General features: G+C 38.5%; 18 protein-coding genes and 1 pseudogene. 2 read left to right on the top strand and 17 right to left on the bottom strand.

Annotation, left to right across the window (positions count from 1 at the left end; genetic code table 11):
* Window positions 1–585: 585 nt before the first annotated feature.
* Window positions 586–2,238 (bottom strand): SWIM zinc finger family protein, encoded by a 1,653-nt coding sequence (locus PLANO_RS02895; protein WP_038702837.1) that lies wholly within the window; start codon window positions 2,236–2,238, stop codon window positions 586–588.
* 264 nt (window positions 2,239–2,502) lie between these two features.
* On the bottom strand, window positions 2,503–2,931 hold the full coding sequence (locus PLANO_RS02890; RefSeq protein WP_038702835.1) for a hypothetical protein: 429 nt from the start codon (window positions 2,929–2,931) through the stop codon (window positions 2,503–2,505).
* A 306-nt stretch (window positions 2,932–3,237) separates the two neighbouring features.
* Between PLANO_RS02890 and PLANO_RS02885 the strand changes: the two genes are divergently transcribed.
* Window positions 3,238–3,729 (top strand): hypothetical protein, encoded by a 492-nt coding sequence (locus tag PLANO_RS02885; protein ID WP_038702833.1) that lies wholly within the window; start codon window positions 3,238–3,240, stop codon window positions 3,727–3,729.
* A gap of 135 nt (window positions 3,730–3,864) precedes the next feature.
* On the opposite strand, the gene PLANO_RS02880 is transcribed toward PLANO_RS02885, so the two are convergent.
* From PLANO_RS02880 to PLANO_RS02865, 3 genes are all read right to left on the bottom strand, one after another.
* On the bottom strand, window positions 3,865–5,172 hold the full coding sequence (locus PLANO_RS02880; protein WP_038702831.1) for a PQQ-dependent sugar dehydrogenase: 1,308 nt from the start codon (window positions 5,170–5,172) through the stop codon (window positions 3,865–3,867).
* A 389-nt stretch (window positions 5,173–5,561) separates the two neighbouring features.
* Window positions 5,562–6,173: a sterol desaturase family protein gene (locus tag PLANO_RS02870; protein WP_038702827.1), complete on the bottom strand. Its 612-nt coding sequence runs from the start codon at window positions 6,171–6,173 to the stop codon at window positions 5,562–5,564.
* Window position 6,174: 1 nt separating this feature from the next.
* Window positions 6,175–6,867 (bottom strand): GntR family transcriptional regulator, encoded by a 693-nt coding sequence (locus PLANO_RS02865; RefSeq protein WP_038702825.1) that lies wholly within the window; start codon window positions 6,865–6,867, stop codon window positions 6,175–6,177.
* A 154-nt stretch (window positions 6,868–7,021) separates the two neighbouring features.
* On the opposite strand from PLANO_RS02865, the gene PLANO_RS16170 reads away from it, so the two are divergent.
* Window positions 7,022–7,156, top strand: a complete 135-nt coding sequence (locus PLANO_RS16170; RefSeq protein ID WP_231554751.1) for a cytochrome P450 — start codon at window positions 7,022–7,024, stop codon at window positions 7,154–7,156.
* A 629-nt stretch (window positions 7,157–7,785) separates the two neighbouring features.
* On the opposite strand, the gene PLANO_RS02860 is transcribed toward PLANO_RS16170, so the two are convergent.
* The 12 genes and pseudogenes from PLANO_RS02860 to PLANO_RS16265 all read right to left on the bottom strand — a co-directional run bounded on the left by PLANO_RS02860 (window position 7,786) and on the right by PLANO_RS16265 (window position 16,612).
* Window positions 7,786–8,649, bottom strand: coding sequence for an IS3 family transposase (locus tag PLANO_RS02860; protein ID WP_156108882.1), 864 nt, complete (start codon window positions 8,647–8,649; stop codon window positions 7,786–7,788).
* Window positions 8,613–9,176 (bottom strand): helix-turn-helix domain-containing protein, encoded by a 564-nt coding sequence (locus PLANO_RS02855; protein WP_038702823.1) that lies wholly within the window; start codon window positions 9,174–9,176, stop codon window positions 8,613–8,615. The genes PLANO_RS02860 and PLANO_RS02855 overlap by 37 nt, the downstream gene beginning before the upstream one ends.
* Before the next feature lie 265 nt (window positions 9,177–9,441).
* Window positions 9,442–10,008, bottom strand: coding sequence for a DUF4126 domain-containing protein (locus tag PLANO_RS02850; RefSeq protein WP_038702821.1), 567 nt, complete (start codon window positions 10,006–10,008; stop codon window positions 9,442–9,444).
* A 322-nt stretch (window positions 10,009–10,330) separates the two neighbouring features.
* Window positions 10,331–11,152 carry a hypothetical protein gene (locus PLANO_RS02845; protein ID WP_038702819.1) on the bottom strand — a complete coding sequence of 274 codons (822 nt, stop codon included), beginning with the start codon at window positions 11,150–11,152 and terminating at the stop codon, window positions 10,331–10,333.
* A 507-nt stretch (window positions 11,153–11,659) separates the two neighbouring features.
* The gene (locus tag PLANO_RS15660) at window positions 11,660–12,559 is read right to left on the bottom strand and encodes a DUF4839 domain-containing protein (protein ID WP_197053104.1); all 900 of its coding nucleotides are present in this window, start codon (window positions 12,557–12,559) and stop codon (window positions 11,660–11,662) included.
* 184 nt (window positions 12,560–12,743) lie between these two features.
* Window positions 12,744–13,184 (bottom strand): hypothetical protein, encoded by a 441-nt coding sequence (locus tag PLANO_RS02830; RefSeq protein WP_038702817.1) that lies wholly within the window; start codon window positions 13,182–13,184, stop codon window positions 12,744–12,746.
* A gap of 24 nt (window positions 13,185–13,208) precedes the next feature.
* Entirely contained in the window at window positions 13,209–13,793 is a 585-nt protein-coding gene (locus tag PLANO_RS02825; protein WP_038702815.1) for a hypothetical protein, read from the bottom strand.
* Entirely contained in the window at window positions 13,774–14,559 is a 786-nt protein-coding gene (locus tag PLANO_RS16045; protein ID WP_197053103.1) for a hypothetical protein, read from the bottom strand. Before PLANO_RS16045 ends, PLANO_RS02825 begins: the two co-directional genes overlap by 20 nt.
* Before the next feature lie 77 nt (window positions 14,560–14,636).
* Window positions 14,637–14,885, bottom strand: coding sequence for a DUF7669 domain-containing protein (locus PLANO_RS02815; protein WP_038702813.1), 249 nt, complete (start codon window positions 14,883–14,885; stop codon window positions 14,637–14,639).
* 528 nt (window positions 14,886–15,413) lie between these two features.
* Window positions 15,414–15,770, bottom strand: a complete 357-nt coding sequence (locus tag PLANO_RS02810) for a hypothetical protein (protein WP_038702811.1) — start codon at window positions 15,768–15,770, stop codon at window positions 15,414–15,416.
* An 84-nt stretch (window positions 15,771–15,854) separates the two neighbouring features.
* Window positions 15,855–15,977 (bottom strand): annotated as a pseudogene (locus PLANO_RS02805) (IS21 family transposase); the annotation flags it as partial.
* 551 nt (window positions 15,978–16,528) lie between these two features.
* Window positions 16,529–16,612: a PD-(D/E)XK nuclease family protein gene (locus PLANO_RS16265; RefSeq protein ID WP_442956647.1), complete on the bottom strand. Its 84-nt coding sequence runs from the start codon at window positions 16,610–16,612 to the stop codon at window positions 16,529–16,531.
* Window positions 16,613–16,817: the final 205 nt, after the last annotated feature.

Here is a 16,817-nt window from a genome sequence, read left to right as displayed (position 1 = left end):
ATTATCTATTATTGAAATTGATGTAATAAGTAACTTATATGACTTTCATTAGCTGGTTGCTGATTTTTCTATGTGTTCACATTAATTCACAACTTGTTATAGTAGATTTCTTAATTATTCCTAATATTTATTTTTATTTTATCATTTGTTGAAATTAAATGCGGACTATTCAATACACTATTTAAAAAGTGTAAATAATATGGATTGTTCAGTTACTTATTTATTAACAGACTTTATAATTTTATAGTCCTTCTAAAATAAAATTATAAGAAATAGCTCGCATTGTAAACGTCTTATAAAAGGCATATGTAAAGAAGTAGGATATGTCTAATTCTCGTATTTCAATACCTTACTTATCAATTATTTGATAGCTAAACAATTGCCACTCAGACAATATAGACGAATAATATAAAAAACTATACCTACAATATAGATGCAAGAGGCGCAACAAACCATGTAATGTGAATTGTTCAAAATTACTTCTTTCTCTGTGATACAATTTCTTAGCTTCAAAATAGAGATATGAAAGCCAAATCGATTGTCTTCAGGTCAACCGGTCCGGCTTTTTCCAATACTTTATGGCTCCTACTGAATCTTATCCAACTCATCCAACAACGCTCTACGTTTCGGATACATAAACTTCAGCTCTTTGATCAGACCCGTTGCCGCCTCAGCTCCAAGTGCTCGTTGGAAACCTTTAATTTTTTGACATGCACTCCAATAAGCTTTTCGGTTGGAAGCTTGTTTGATTACTCGGTAGATATAGCTCGTATAAATTTCGTTCACTTCATGTGGATACTCAGCTAACAAATGCGGATGCAGATGTTCGATGGCAGCGACATCTTTCTGGCAATAGTCCAGCAGTTCATCAAACCTCTTTTCATCAATCAAAATGCCAAGATAAAGTGGACGGCACCGCGGACGCATTTTCATCTCCGCAAGCATCGCTTCCATCTTTTTCGGCCAGTCTTCCATAGCTACTAGACTCTTCAACTTATGGTAATACTCTTCTTCCCCATCCAACGCAAACTGAAAGCTTAAATCAATCAACTCTGCCGTATTGCCCATTCCTTCATAAGCTCGAAAGCGCAGCTTTTTCCAGTCATGTACTAAGCCTGCCAGTTTAACATCTAATTGTTCTGACTTGGCACACAGCTGTGCTGCTTTCTCAAATTCACCCGCATCTAACGCTTGCAAAACCTGTGCTTTACGGACTTCTGGATATTGACCATGCTCTGTATAAAACGAATCAATCGCTTGCTGATCGCCATCTTGCTGCAAAACCACGAGCTGGCACATACGGAACCGCTCTTCGGTATACGAATACGACTTATTTTGCATTTCCCTACTGCCAATCACTTTTTCAATAAAATCATAGAATTTGCCCGTAAAATCGCCTTTATCATTCCATTGCAATACAGATTCCAGCAAATCACCCGCAGCGTCTGTAATATCTCTTTCTAAACCTGAGATGATATGTGGATAAAGTAAATTGAGCATACCATCAACAGTAGATTCGTCGAGTTCCACCGGCCAGTTTGCTAACGTTTCGTTAATCTTCTCAAGACTTTCATAGACTACAGAACTAATTTCACCAGCTGAGTCATCTGCCCCTAGCAACATCTCACAACACTCTTCGATGACAACCAAACTGAGGCAAATTATCTTCTCAGCATCTTGTTCTATCTGCAAGCTATCTACATATTCTTGAACTTCTTCTGCCCCTTCAATCGACTGACTTGCCCGGTCCCATTCGATAAACCCACTTCGACTCGCGCGGTTAGCCGACCTCTGGATAAGTTGGCACGCAGTTTGTTCATCCATACCGTCCGCGTTCGAAAATTTCTCCGTTAAGTAAAGTTCTACTGCTGGTTGCTTTTGTAACAACTCTTCTAATATTTCTAGCAGCTCTGCTTTTTTCATTGCTTTTAATTGCGCTAGCACATCTATGCTTGCCGAACTGTTTTCTTTTTTAACTTCACGAATCGCCAAACACACCGCCACTTCGTGCTTGCACAGCGAATCCGATTCAAACGGACACGTACAAGAAGTCCACGCCACGGAGTCTTCCCCCGATAGCTTAACCATCACCTCATAATCATGGGTACCCGCCACTAACGCATGCCAGCGATTCGGTGCATCTTCTGCCAGTTGCTCCACAAAATCTCGCTCAAAATAATCCAAGCCGCGTTTGTAAAGTACTGCCGGTACATAGGTTTTCAAATTGCGTAAGTTCATGAGAATCCCCCCTGTGTCGATTATAACCTTTGTGAAACTGTGATTGCAGGGAGTTCTTTTCGGAACAGCCAAATAATTTATCGAAAGTAATAAGACTAATAAGATTCCTGATCGGGTTAGTGCACTGCACAATTATATGAATGAATAACATAAAAAACCACACTTGCAGCGTTGAAGCAGCAAGTGTGGCTGTGTATAGGATATAAATTGTCGTGTATTGTCAAAATCGCTTAGAATCTTTTCTTACAAAAGTCAGCAAATTATTCATGTCTCTCGCTTTTCAGTAAATTTCCAGACAATCATAATTACCGGGAGCACAGCGATAATAAACAAAAAGAAAGGAAAGAATATCGCTGTTAGACACAAGATGGAAGTATACGTCAGCAGGTTCCGTGGCTGGTTTTTGACTTCGATCAAACCCATCGAGCCTAGCACAATCATACTGAAAAAGCTGATGAACCCTACGACTAGCTCTAAGCTTAATCCAATCGTATGTTCGTAACTTTCGTTCGGGTAAATCCAATCATAAGCTAAATGCGCGAAAAACAAGTCTATGATCAACAAAAGAAGGCCGCTCGTTTGGAAGAATACTTTGCTTTTAATCGATTTACTTTTCTTGAACAAGACGATTAATGCGATATTGCCAAGGATTACTATACTCCAATTAATTAGTAGAAATGGCCAAGGATTCAATTCTCGTCTCCCCCTGCAGTGGTTATAAAAGGTAATTTAATTAAGAATACCATATTAGAATTCTATAAATTACATTTTCTCAACTTGTAAAACACTTATTTCTAGACACATTACTGCAGTGTATAGCGTATAAATTGTCGTGTATTGTCAAAATCGCTTAGAATCTTTTCTTTCCTTACCAGGTCGCTCCTATTTAGCGCAAAACCCCTTTAAGACTTTGAGTTCTAGGGAGCTCCCTTTCTTATAAATCAGAGATGTAGAGAGATGTACAATATGGTAGGGTTAAGTAATTATAGGAGGTTTTTTATGAAGAAGATTCTTTTTGCTTCTCCCTTCGTAGTTCTAGCAGCTGTAGCAATCTTAATTGTTTTAGTGAACATAGAGGGAAGCGAATCTGAGAGTACTGTTCATGCAGTAGAGTCTGTAGAACAAGAAGTTACTCGTCAGGATAGAGAAAACTACAGATGGAATGACCCAACGAACCCTACTAGTAAATTCTATCAAGTAGAAGGAATTCCAGAAATAGGTTTCAAAAAGTTTGCCGAAGCCTTGAAAGAAAACCCAACGGCTAATCGCGATCTTAAAAAACATCTGTTATGGGTGGTTGTTCACATCAACGAATTCAAAGAAGAAATCATTGATTTTGGATTGTACCTAGAATTTGAGGAACTTCAAGAAATTGCTTTTGAATTAACGATTATTAAAAATGATTTTAGCGAAGAAGAGGAAGATATTCGTCTTAAGGAATATGAAAAGAAAGTTAATGAAATTCATGAAGAACTCGAAACAATTAACTAGAAGACGCCGTTTCTGCACAAGCTAAAAAGAAGCAGGCAATCATGAAAATCCATGATTGCCTGCTTCTCTAATATTGTCGTACGCCTTACCTTAGTAACATTGACATAAGGTTAGCTGCATTTAGAGAATAATAACTTATTCACCTGCTGCAGTAAGCTTATAAACTTTACCGCCATCAGTGATGGCAACAAGCGCGCCATCCTCAGTTACGAGAATATCACGGAAACGTTCGTTTTCATCCGTTAACAGACGTTCTTCTCCAACGATCATATCATCTTCAATAACGACACGGACAATATAGCTCGGCGCTAAAGCACCGATGAACAAGTTGTTTTCCCATTCAGGAATTGCGTCGTTATTATAGAATGCCATACCACTTGGTGCACTTGTTGGATCCCAATAATATCTTGGTTCAACAAAGCCTTGCGCTTCATGTTCTGAAATACCATCATTGATCAATTCACCCGTGTATTCAATACCGTAAGAAACAATTGGCCATCCATAGTTGTTACTAGGTTCAATAATATTCAGTTCATCCCCGGCTTGTGGACCGAATTCAACAATCCATAAGTCTCCCGTTGCAGGGTTATAGTCTATCCCTTGAATGTTGCGGTGACCGTAGCTGTAAATACCATCTAGTGCTTTTTCATCTTTGACAAATGGATTCGACTCTACGGGTTCTCCATCTTGTGTGATGTGAATGACTTTACCTAGATAAGCATCTAAGTCTTGTGCACGTTCGCGAATAGGATCATCTGAACGCTCACCAGTTGTTAGGAATAGGTTGCCCTCTTCATCAAAGATAATCCGTCCACCATAGTGTAAGGTACCTTCATATGCTGGTGTCGCTTGGAAGATGACTTCAAAACCTTCAAGTGAGGCTTCATCTTCTGACAAAACACCTTTACCGACAGCCGTTACCGTACCACCTTCAATATCTTGCGAAAACGTCATAAAGACTAATCGTGAGTCTTCAAAATCAGGTGCAGTGGCTACATCAAGTAAACCACCTTGATCTTCGTTATTTACTTCTGGTGTACCTTCGATTGGATCTGAAACAGAACCGTCTTCAAGGTTTATAATAAGAAGTTCTGCTGAATCTCTTTGCGTAACAAGTAAGCGATTTGGTTCAAATTCTGCCATACCCCAAGACACGCCAAGACCTTCAACAATCACTTCCGTATTAATTTCGGTTTCAGTCTTTACTGCAGGTGCTCGTGTTTGTTCTGGAAATGCTGGTTCAAACTCCGTAACTTTTGGTTCAGTTTCTGCGCTTTCATTTGTGCTTTCTTCAGCACCCTCTTCAGCGCTTTCTTCTGTTGTACCATCCGAGTCATCAGTTGGTTTTTCCTCTGAAGTATCATCATTGCCACACGCTGCCAGAGTCAATGCGAACATTAGCATCATAAAAAATATTAATTTTGACCATGAAATATTTTTCATCATTTTTCCTCCCTTTTTAAAATTTTAACTGAATAACTATTAAATCTAGTTTCCAGAAACCAAATACCAGAAGTTGATAAAAAGTTATATATCAAGATTAAAAACTCCCTTATAATTGCACTTTCCCTTAGACCTACTCCAGCAAACCGATTTTTTAACATAAATGAAACATTTGTAGTATTCTTCATATCTTCCTGGTATACAGCACAATTTCTAGACATCTTATAGAGAAGAATAAAATCAAAAAGCCACACCTACAATGTTTAAGCAGCAGGTATGGCAATGTAAAGCATATAAATTGTCGTTTATTGTCAGAGTCTTTTAGAATTGTTTTTTACACAGGGGCACGATTTTTTAAATAGTACCAACAGCAAAACGCAAACTTTCATCTACAGCCGTTTTTCCAGATCTTTTGCCGTTCGGCTCGTTTCCACATCTTTTTCATCTTTCAACGTTCCGAACAAGACATCCACAAAAGGCGTTGAGACGCCATACCAATAATTTTCATTTTTAAAATGGTGGAGAATATGCAATTTCTTCACATTTTTGCCGAATTTGGTTTTCGGTTTTATTGGCCGGTGCGCCACGTAATGCTTCCATTCATACAGCAGAAGCATCGTTTTTAATCCTGCCGCAAAAGCCAGGGTGAGCCAAAAGCTCCCGGAGACCAGATAAAAAACCAAAGAGATGAGCAAAATTTGAGGAAGGCTGTACCATAATGGTAAAAACAGCAGGTGCAGATTATTCGGATCTTTGTGGTGGTCATGATGTAAGCGCTTTAATAATTTCAGAAAAAAAGAGTTTTCCGGCGCTTTTAAATGGAAGAAAAACCGATGCGACAAATATTCACTGAACATGAAGACCAGCATACCGAAAGCGAATAAGCCGATTGCCGGCAGAGTCAAGCCGTGCCACACCTGAACGCAGATACTGGCAGCGAGAATAACCAGAAGAACAGCGATATCCGGAAACAAAAAGAATTCTTTGTAGATTTTTTTCATCTTAATCTTCTCCTTTTTTCTTCGTAGTCAATTGCTGTTTCCACCTTTTGATGCTGTCTTCCATTTCTTTTTTCACCAGGATTTCCGCCCAATTACCGTCTTTCGCCATCGCAGTTTCCATCAAATCGCGGTAATATTTTCTGGTCGCTTGACGAGACTGTCCATCTTGAAAATAATGGACAGCCGTTTTGATGTAAAGCTGCTGAAAACTGTTTAACATCAATAAGTAAATCGGATTTGGCGAAGCGGCCGCCAGCCCTTTTTGAAGATGCCAGTCATATTCGGCAAAACTCTGCGGCTCATCGGCAATATTTTCACTTTCACTCAATAACGAAGCCACCGTTAAAGCTTTGTGATTCACTGCATCTTTTGTATATGCAGGAGCAAGATTTTTTCTCAGTTCCATCAAGTAAACAATAAATTCTTCCTGTATATGTTCTTCATCTGTCAGCAAATGATTCAAGGTCATTAAATTGCCCTGTTCCCAGTAATCATTGACCACCGCTCGCTTGCCGCTGCGGATTGTCAGCCAGCCGTCCCTTTCCAGGCGCTGCATCACTTCCCGGATTACGGGTCTGCCAACTTCGAAATCCAAAGCCAGCTCCCGTTCGGATGAAAGCAATGACTGCGGCGGCAATTCCCCTTTCAACACTTTTTGTATGAAAATCTTTTCTATTCGATCGGTCGCTTTCACACTTCCACCTCTAAACTGGTATTACCAATAATCCATCTGGTAATACCAGTTTAAATATATCAATTAATTATTGCAAGAACTTTCTGAAAAATAGACAGATTGAACAAGAAAGTCCAATCCTGCTCAGGGTATAAACTGGAAAGGAGTCGTTTAAATGGCTTTCCATGACGTCGAAGAAATGGAATTGTTCACACTGGAATTCATAAAGAATCTATACTTGGCTTATGCCCGACTGCGGGAAGAAGATCCAGTGCACCAGGTGGGTTTTCCTGACGGCCAGCTCGGCTAGCTCGTTATTAATTCCGCTTCCCTAGGAGCGACGCAATTCCCAAACAATTTATATAGTTGAATATAATTAAAAAACCATGACCGAAATATTGATGCGGCATGCGGGCATGGAAACACTCATCATCTTCGTCCCATTTTAAACTGATTCACCCGTAACACTTTTAACGGGTTGAATTGATGGAACTTCTGGTGCAGCCGAGCAAACGCTTTGGAATGCTCAAGTGAGTAGGACATCATGTCCTCGATTTCATACTCGTTCCAAGTGTTTTCTTTCTTTTCAGTTCAGCTTTATTAGGAAGTATTTGGCAGGAGATTTTGAGGAGCAAGATTAAGTTGGGAGAGATTAAACGACTTTTAAAGAAAGCCGCAGTGAATTAAAGTTCGAGTTCCAGCAGTCCCCAAATGTTCCCTGTGTCAAAAATGTATAACAAAATGGAGCGAAAAGTGTATAACAAAAAACACCCTAACCTGTGAGAAAGTCTGGTAAATCAGAGACTCACGGTCGGGGTGTTTTATATTTTGAGCTTCGCTTCCCAGAGAGCAACACAATTCCCACACAATTTATACGGATGAATAACAAGAAAAAACCATAGCCGAAAGGTAGTGACCCCTTAAAGTTAGAGTTTTAGTTTATGCAGCTAATTGGCTGGCATGCGTTCGGTATTCCACCGGACTCATGCCGGCCAATTTTTGTTTGATGCGCTCATTGTTGTAGTAGGAGATGTATTGGTCGATCCGGCGTTTCAATTCGTCGTAGGATACCCATGGTTCTCCGTAATACATCTCCTGTTTCAAGAGGCCGAAGAAATTTTCCATGGCTGCGTTGTCGGCACACGTCCCTTTTCGGGACATGCTTTGGAAGATCTGTTGCTTCTTCAACGCCTTCACCCAGGAAGCGTGCTGATAATGCCAGCCTTGGTCGGAATGAATGGTGGTTCGGTAGACAGCCTGCCCAGTGATCGTTGGCAGGGCTTGATGAAGCGATTCCATGACGAAATCGAGAGTTGGCCGTTTTGCCATGCTCAACCCGATAATTTCGCCGTTATACAGGTCCATGATCGGACTCAAATAAAGCTTTTCCTCGCCTGTACATTTGAATTCGGTGACGTCTGTCGTCAGTTTCTGCAAGGCATGTGGAGTGGAAAACCTGCGGTTCATTCGATTTTTAGCGATGGTTCCGACTTTGCCCTTATACGATTTGTAGCGAGACTTCCGAATGAATTTCACACATTTCAACGCCAGTACACCCATGAGACGTTGAACTTTCTTGTGATTGATGACGTATCCCTGTGCTTGTAATTCCAAGTGAATCCGTCGATACCCGTAACGGCCTTCGTGTTTTTCGAATAGCGATTGGATCATGGTTTTCCACTCGTGGTCCATGTCTTCCGAACCGAATCGCTGGCGGTGGTAATGGTACGTCGCTTCCGGAAGATTGACGATCTTCAACACGTCCTTTAGTCGGAATCCTTCTTCGTGGAGTTCGAACGCCAGCGCTGCTTGTGCTTTTCGAGGAAGGCATCCGGATTCTCCTGGAAAGCTTTTAACTTTTTTAAATACGCCACTTCTAAACGGAGAAGCTCATTCTCCCGTTCCAGTTGTTCTTCTCGGGATAGCGTCTTTTCTAGTTTGATGGGTTTTTGTTTCGGTTTTTTTGACATGGAGGGTCGTCCTTTCGCTCGTTCTTCCAGGCCTTTTACCCCTTTCGCCAAAAATTCACGATTCCACCTCGCAACGATTGATGGCTCGTTCATCTCAAATTCGATCGCAGTATCTTGGTAGGAAGCACCTGTTTGTTTCATAAAGTGTAATACATCCACCTTGAATTGAACAGAATACACCTGTTTCGTCTGCTTCCTTCGCAAGCCCTTTTGTCCAAACGCCCGATAAGCACGTACCCAGCGTCTAATTCGAGACGGATCAGGCAGTGCGTATTTACGGGCTAATAGCTTATAGCCCAGCGTCCCATCCACGTATTCTTTCACCATCTGCAACTTGAACTCTTCACTATATTTCACCATAGAAAAACACCCCAAAAGTTAGATTTGAACTCTAACTTTTGGGGTGCACTACCAAATGTTACTGTAGACGTTGTCGCTATGTATACAGTATAAATTGAAGTGTATTGTCAATATCGTTTAGAATTATTTCTTTACCTGGGACGCGATTCTAAATACATGAATAATCCATTTTTCCCGTAGTTTGCGGATTCTTTATTCAATCTTGTGGTACACACGAAATTCTTAGGAGTTCTAGAGCCCATAAAATTTAGTTCCTCATATAGGCTTAAACAGTATTATGATTATTCTTCTGCTGTTTTCGCTTAGGGTAATAAATGAAAATCAACAGTGGCATCAGCACAACAAAAACAATGGCCAGCACCGGAATCAGGAAAATGGCAATCGGTACTGTCGTTGCAGTTACATCTTCCACAACGGCGACAGCAGGACTGAGCAACGCCGTTTCGCTTACCCCTTTAACAGCAGTCATCGCAGTATGTGATGCCGTGGCAACTCCACCGCCGCCAATAATAGCGATGCTCCATTCAAGCAGCGGATTCATATCTCCAATGAATGACGCTGTTAGCAGGATACCCGCAAGTGCCGCGATCGGCGTGGCAATAAATTTCATCATTGATCCGACAGCCGGAATGTAATTGACCGCTACTTCAAATACGATTGCCGCTCCGAATGCAATCAACGCAGGGGTGCTGCCGAGCCAGCTAAATCCTTCTGACACCGTAATCCAGTCTGCCCGTTCGAAAACACCAGTTATAAATAAAGGCGTAAAAATCCGGAATCCGACTGTCGCGCTCAAAGCCAAGCCGATGCATATTGCAAGAATCATCTCCATAAGAAGCTCCACTCCTACCTAAAGACTTTTCACCATTATATAGGAGAAGGTTATTAAACGCTCGTTAATTTTTCGTCCCAGGAAGCGGAACAATTTGCAAACAATTTATACAGATGAATTGTCTCCGGAACTTCCCTGTGTACCGCACAATTTCTACACAATTCATAGAGATGAATAAAACCAAAAAACTACACCTGCAATGCCTAAGCAGCAGGTGTGGCAATGTATAGCATATAAGTTGTCGTGTGTTGTCAGAATCTTTTAGAATTGTTTCTTACACAGGGGCGCGATTTTATTTAAAGGGAGATGATTTACTACCTTATTAATCTTCAATCTTCAATATAGTCATTTTTGAAAATATATCCTTGAAAGCTTGCTGCTTATCCGTTTCTATCGGCATACTAGATTTAATTCTTTTTATAGTATCAATCAATTCTTCAGCACTTAAAATTCTATTACTAAGATTCTCTACCCAACTACTATATTTTTCACTGGTACCTTCTTGCGGATCACTACACCAATGAATAACATTCATAGCATTTTCGTTCCATATAATATGGTGATTATCCGATGGATCCCAACTAGTCGTGGAAGGGTCTGGTGCAGTACTGACATCAACAATAACTAGTTTTTCGAGTATATGCTTCCTAAACTCTTTTTCATCTTTCATTAATTTAGGGTGAAAAATGTCTGATTGGGAAAATATCATTGGACAGACATAACATACATCAAGAAAATTATGATGTTTTTTTAAATTATATAATATTTCATGCTGAGAATCGCTTGTAGTAAGACTAGCTACTGTTTTAAGTGGTGATTTATAATAAATTTCTCCTTCCTTATAATGGCTAGGGACCGTGAATTTCCGTTTTCGTTTACTATAATACTTTTGTTTATTTACAATTTTAAATTGCATAATATAAGCAATAAATTTCGTTTTTTTAGATTTTTTTTTTATAAAATCATAAAATTCATCTTCTTTTATTTCGTCACTTATCCAAGCTTGATCAAAACCTAACCAAGCTTCTTTTTGTTGCGAAGGTTTGTAAATTGCATTAATTTTTTTTCCAAGTATGTATTCAAACTCTGCTTTCATAGGAAAAAAATAAATCATTTCTAATAAGCTTTCATTTAATTTACTCATTAAAAGCACCTCCAACTCTATGAAATACAAATTACTCACAAATCAAAGCAATACAATGAAAAAAGTATTAGTATACTAGGCTTTTTTCAAATTGAATAGGTATATTCATAAATTCACTTCCTAACAAACCCTATCATTCACAAACTATCTGTATAGATGAATAAAAAAGAAATACTATAACCGAAATGTCGAAGTAGTTATGCAAAAATATAAATTGTAGTATCTTGTCAAAATCTTGTAGAGTTGTTTCTTCCCCTGGGACACCAAATTATTCAAAGTTCCATTTGATTCAGATTCCCTGGGAGCGGAAAAAATCACAAACAATTTATACTGATGAATAAAAAGAAAAAGTCGCAACCCAAATGTTAATGTAGCCGATGTGGCTATATATGAAGTGTAAATTGTAGTGTATTATTAAAATCGTTTAGAATTATTTCTATCCTTGGGACGCTAACTATTCACGTAAGACTTCCATTAAATATAGCTATTTCATTTTTTTACACACCACTACCTTATTTCAGTAATTACAGGATCAAGAAAAACAATCCCCATGTCTTCATCAAATTCTTCTACGATAGCAGTGATCCGAAGATTTTGTCCCATTCTTAAATAATCAGGTATATTAGAACCCGTAAGGTTTAAATTGTTCATATTAACATCTTCGAATTTAAAATTTGGTCCACTAAATGTAGTTTCACTGAAGTCCCCTGAAAACATCAAAATGTCATATCTGGTATCATAACTTCCATGATTCATCATATTTACAATATTTGCATCAAATTCAATTGTTCGACCAGCATACTTCTTAGTGAATTCGCTGATTATTGGATCGTATTCATCTTTAACTGCTAAAAGGGCTGCCAATTCTTCATTATTTTTAATCGTCAGCACTTGCGGACTGCTTTCTGCCTTTGTCTTTTCAGTTACCTCTTCCCCTGCAACTTCATTATTTGCTTGTTTATCAGTTTCATCGTCACCTAACTCTTCATTAGCAGTTTCTTCTACTTTATCTTCTTTGTTTAATTCTTCGTCTTTATCAGAACTTTTTTCATCTACAGCTTTTTCATCAGCTTTCTCTTCTTCAGGGAATATATGATAAGTAATGATTACCTTGGAGTCTTTCTGAAAACTATCCTTTGCATTAAACTCCGCTTTCCCATCAATCTCAACTTGCTCAATTTCTCCATCTTTTGTTAACCATTCGGTAATCAAATCATCGAGTACCTTTGTCTCGATATCGGTAAACCCTACTGCCTTTAATTCTGTTATAACTGTCTCATAGTTTTCTCCAATTATTTCATCTGAAGATTTACTTACTTTTAGAATATTTGGGTCTGCTTCATCAGCACAAGCCACACTAAGCACAGCAACAATCGTTAACGAGAGAATAAACATCAGTTTTTTCATAATAGCCTCTTTCATTGAATTATTTTCCATCAAACTTTCATTTAAATCGCCTTCCAAATTAACAATAGGTATTTTATTTCTTCCATACTATTTCTTCAAACAGCTACTTTATCTTTCTTCGCATATTTAAGTAGTTAAAATAATGTATGAGGAATTTTTAAAAATTTCCAAAATGTTTCTCATTCTACTTTTTATTAAGTAGCGATTCACTAAGGACAATCTCTCTGCCACTCGTCAACTCACCCAAAGTAAAATAAGTATGTCCCTGAATAGGACCCGAAGTTCTCGGCAGATGGTTTAATTCTTTTTCTACATTTAATAAGTAAAACTTATATTCTTCTTTTTCTCCGAATCCAAAATCTGCTGCCCGTTCAGCGATATATCCTGTTACATCCTTCTGAATGTCTTCATGCAAAAATTTAATGGCTTTGTCCCATTCAGGACTAAGTGGACGTAAAACGAGTTCACATCGAACACTGTATAGCGTATCCATAATTCCCCCATTTTCCCGAATCGTTAAATACTGAGCATTCTTGTATGATCGCGGGTGTGGATGTGCATGTATCAGATACTTTTTGACGATTTCTTTTGTTTTGCCACCAGGTACGGATAATACTTCTTTCATCTATTTCTCCTACTTTCATATATTTTAGAACTGCAGATTCTCAAATTCTCTAAACACTTTTTCACGAATGTCTTCTGGTGAGGTTAAATCAAATAACGGTACATCTTTAGCTACCAGTTTTTCAAACCCATTATGTTTTTTCTTAGCTTTACCATTGGAATCAATTTGCCACTCATTATTTTCTCGGAGAATGTTATAATCCCCGCCATAAAATGGCGACCAGAATGTCCAGTGGTCAGATACTACCGGTAACCTACGCCAATGCGATTGATCAAATTGATAACGAATAACAGATACTAAAGGGATTTCGTTTTCATCATCGTCAGTTAAATCGACCATTACTCCATACCAGGGCAAATCCCTTATATCCTCGATACTTTCAGGGATTTTTTCAGATTCCACATATAACTTGATGAAATTAGTCGTAAGCCATCCTGTGGTATCGGTATCTGATTTATAACGCATATACCTCGGGTTAATTGTTACATAACCTTCTTCTTCCCCCACACGATCAAGTTCTTGGAAGAGTATATTCAGATTCTCATAAGTTTCTTTTAACAGTCGGGTCGCCTGAATGATGCTTTCCCCTTTATTTTTTGTAATAGACATATGCTATATTCTCCTTCTCTACTTTTAAGTCCGGCCAAGTCCATGACGTCTTCACCGAATTACTCAAATCATCAAATAAATAGGGCGTGTAAAGAATTGGATCTTCTTCCAATAGGTTTGCAAATCCACTAAATCTTTTTAGCCCTTTTACTTCTAATAATTCTTGAACATCTGAAAGAATATATTCCTGGGTTCCAGATAAGGCAACTCTGCTCATTCGTACCAGTTTAGTATGTATGTCTTCCCAATTAACAAAGCCGAGTCCTACTGAAGAAGATATATTAAAATCAATTCCTACCTGCTGTTGAACACTATTTTGAATTGAAAACGGAGCCAAAAAAATTAAGAAAGCTTGCTTCTTATTGGCCAGTTCCTCTATCATATGTGAGTATTTTGAGAGCTGGTGAAGACTTTTATCGTAACTGACAATCTCTCCTTCATCCTCCGAGGAAATTCCGCTCTTATACTTCACTTCAATGCCTACCAGAGTGTCTTCAAATTCAAGCAATAAATCAATTTCTCCCTTCGAATGCTGCGGCCAGAAGTTGTAACTGTGCTTAAATCCTGACTCCTCATTCAGAAACTTCATCCAAGCCGTTCTTTCTTCTGATTCGGCAATTTCCGCTTGTTCCAATATTCCTTTAAGCCCTTGCTCAAAAGGGAGATAGCGAAGTGCTCCAAAAAAATCGCCAGTTAACTTATCTTCGAGCCGATCGCTTAAATTACTTCCAGTACTTGAAATCTTTCCTTTGATTTCACTGATCATCGACACCACTTCTTTCAGAATAAAATATGATAGGAAAGGAGATTAAATTTTAATTCAAAACTCATAATGGGTATAACTCAATGGATCAGGCGATACAATCCTTTCCCGATTCTTTCATAATCATTAAATACTGTTCCATGATGATTAGGAGCATTGGTGCAGCACTTTGAAGTAATATGTGTTCTAATGGTACTTGCTTTATAAGTAGTCTCTTTGCTTTTCATATACTCCAGTACTTCACTTAAACTAAAATGCTCTTCACCCCGTTCTTTAGTAATGATTTTCACTGCTGAAAGAATTTCTTCTCGAGCGGTCGATTTCCGCATATCCGTTCCCCCTACTTTTTTTCACTGCGAGTAAATGTACCCTTAAATAAATATAAGTAAATAGTATCATTTATTCTGAAATATTCATATATTTAACTTCCATAAAATTCAACTAAAATGAAATATGAAAAAAGCAATCTCCCTGATAGCTGGAAATTACTTGTTTAAATTGCTTAAATTTATTAGGTGATAGCTCCTTGTGTCGCAAACAATTCATATAGATGAATAATATGAAAAAGCTGCACCTTCAACATAGAAGCAGCGGGTGCAGCAATGTATGTGATATAAATTGTAGCGTATTTTCCGAATCGTTTAGAAATGTTTCTTTCCCTGGGACGCGATTCATTAAATATATTTGCAAATAAGAGTTAGTAAGATAAGTTTCCCAATTCCAGTATTCCCCAATTGCTCCCTGTGTTGCAAACAATTCAAACACAATTTATACGAATGAATAAAAAAGAAAAACCACACTCGAAATGTTGATGCATCGAGTGTGGAAATGTATGGATTATAAATTGTCGTGTATTGTCAGAATCGTTTAGAATAGTTTCTTACACAGGGGCGTGATTTTCTACGGACCGTCGATTCACCACCGGTGAATTTGTATTCGTTCACAAGGCGGCGATAGATTTGTGCAGCTGAATGTCGCTGCTTCAAAGGAGCTGTTTGATCTTCCTGCATCCATTGCAGAATCAAGGGTTTGACGGCATCGATAGCTGGCCTTTTGATGGGAGCCGTTCGGGTATAGCGAGGGATCTCGTTCTGTTCTAATGCTTTCCGGATCGTCTGTCGTGAATACCCCAAGTCTTTTGATAATTGCCGGATTGATCTTTTTTCCACATAATGAAGTTTTCTGATAAGCTCAATATTAGCCATCTTTATCATTCCTTTTCCTCCCGAATCATGCTTGTTCTAGACAAACATAATGATACGGGAAACATGATAAAGGTGGTCAACTTTTATATTAGCGTTTACATTTATGTATTTCCGTATGGTTTTCCGGTCAAAGCCGGTCTCTTTGGCGATCGCCGTTAATGACCACCCTTTTTGGTGTAGTTCCCGAATCATAAAAAATTCCTCCGTTTTCAACATCGACACATACTCCTCTACAACGTGGTATGTGTCGATTATCCTTGATAATTGGGGAATTTTAAAACGGCGTTATTGGGTATTTTATCACCGGCAGTGACAATTATCACATTTTTTGTTCTTATATTTTGAAATGACAATACCTAAACGTACTTTCATTTCTTTTTTAAAACTAAAATCTTAATTCTCCATCATATTAAACCTCCTTTCTTTTCTTCTCGCATATTTCAATTTTTTCAGTACCTTTTATAAATATATGCTTATTACATTAAATACAAACACAAATTTAGAACGCATATAATTATTTCGTTTCCCTTGGAGTTGGACAATTTAAACACTTCATCCTAGGGAGCGCTACAATTTATAATTTTGCTTTATACCTTAACCAGCAAATCGATCAAACGTTTCGTATGTGTATTCACTTCCCGCATCACTTCGCCGTCGTGGAACGAACTATGCAGAAACGAAAGATAGTCAATTCCTTCCGCTCTTTCTTCATTTTCCGCACGGGTTACAAGCCGTGTCAGTAACTTCTTTAAAAAGAAGCCCGCCAACTAATGCATCTCATTCGGATTCAGCAACCATGCCAAAATATTCGAATGGCGAATTTCAAACTGATCAACCCGCAGGACTTTCAACGGGTTGAATTGACGAAACTTCTGATGCAGACGTGCGAATTCTTTGAAATGTTCGAGCAGTGCAATTGTTTCTAGTGAGTACGCTATTATATCCTCTATACCATGCTCGTTTTGATTGTTATCTTTCTTTTCAGTTTATCATTAAGAGGGAGTATTTAGCAGAGGATTTTAGGGATGGGGTTTTGTTTCTGCTGAATAAAAAAGA

The sequence above is a fragment of the Planococcus sp. PAMC 21323 genome (genome assembly GCF_000785555.1).
Lineage (GTDB): Bacteria > Bacillota > Bacilli > Bacillales_A > Planococcaceae > Planococcus.
Note: the sequence above shows the minus strand (reverse complement) of the source record. Positions and strands in the feature narration are given on the sequence as shown.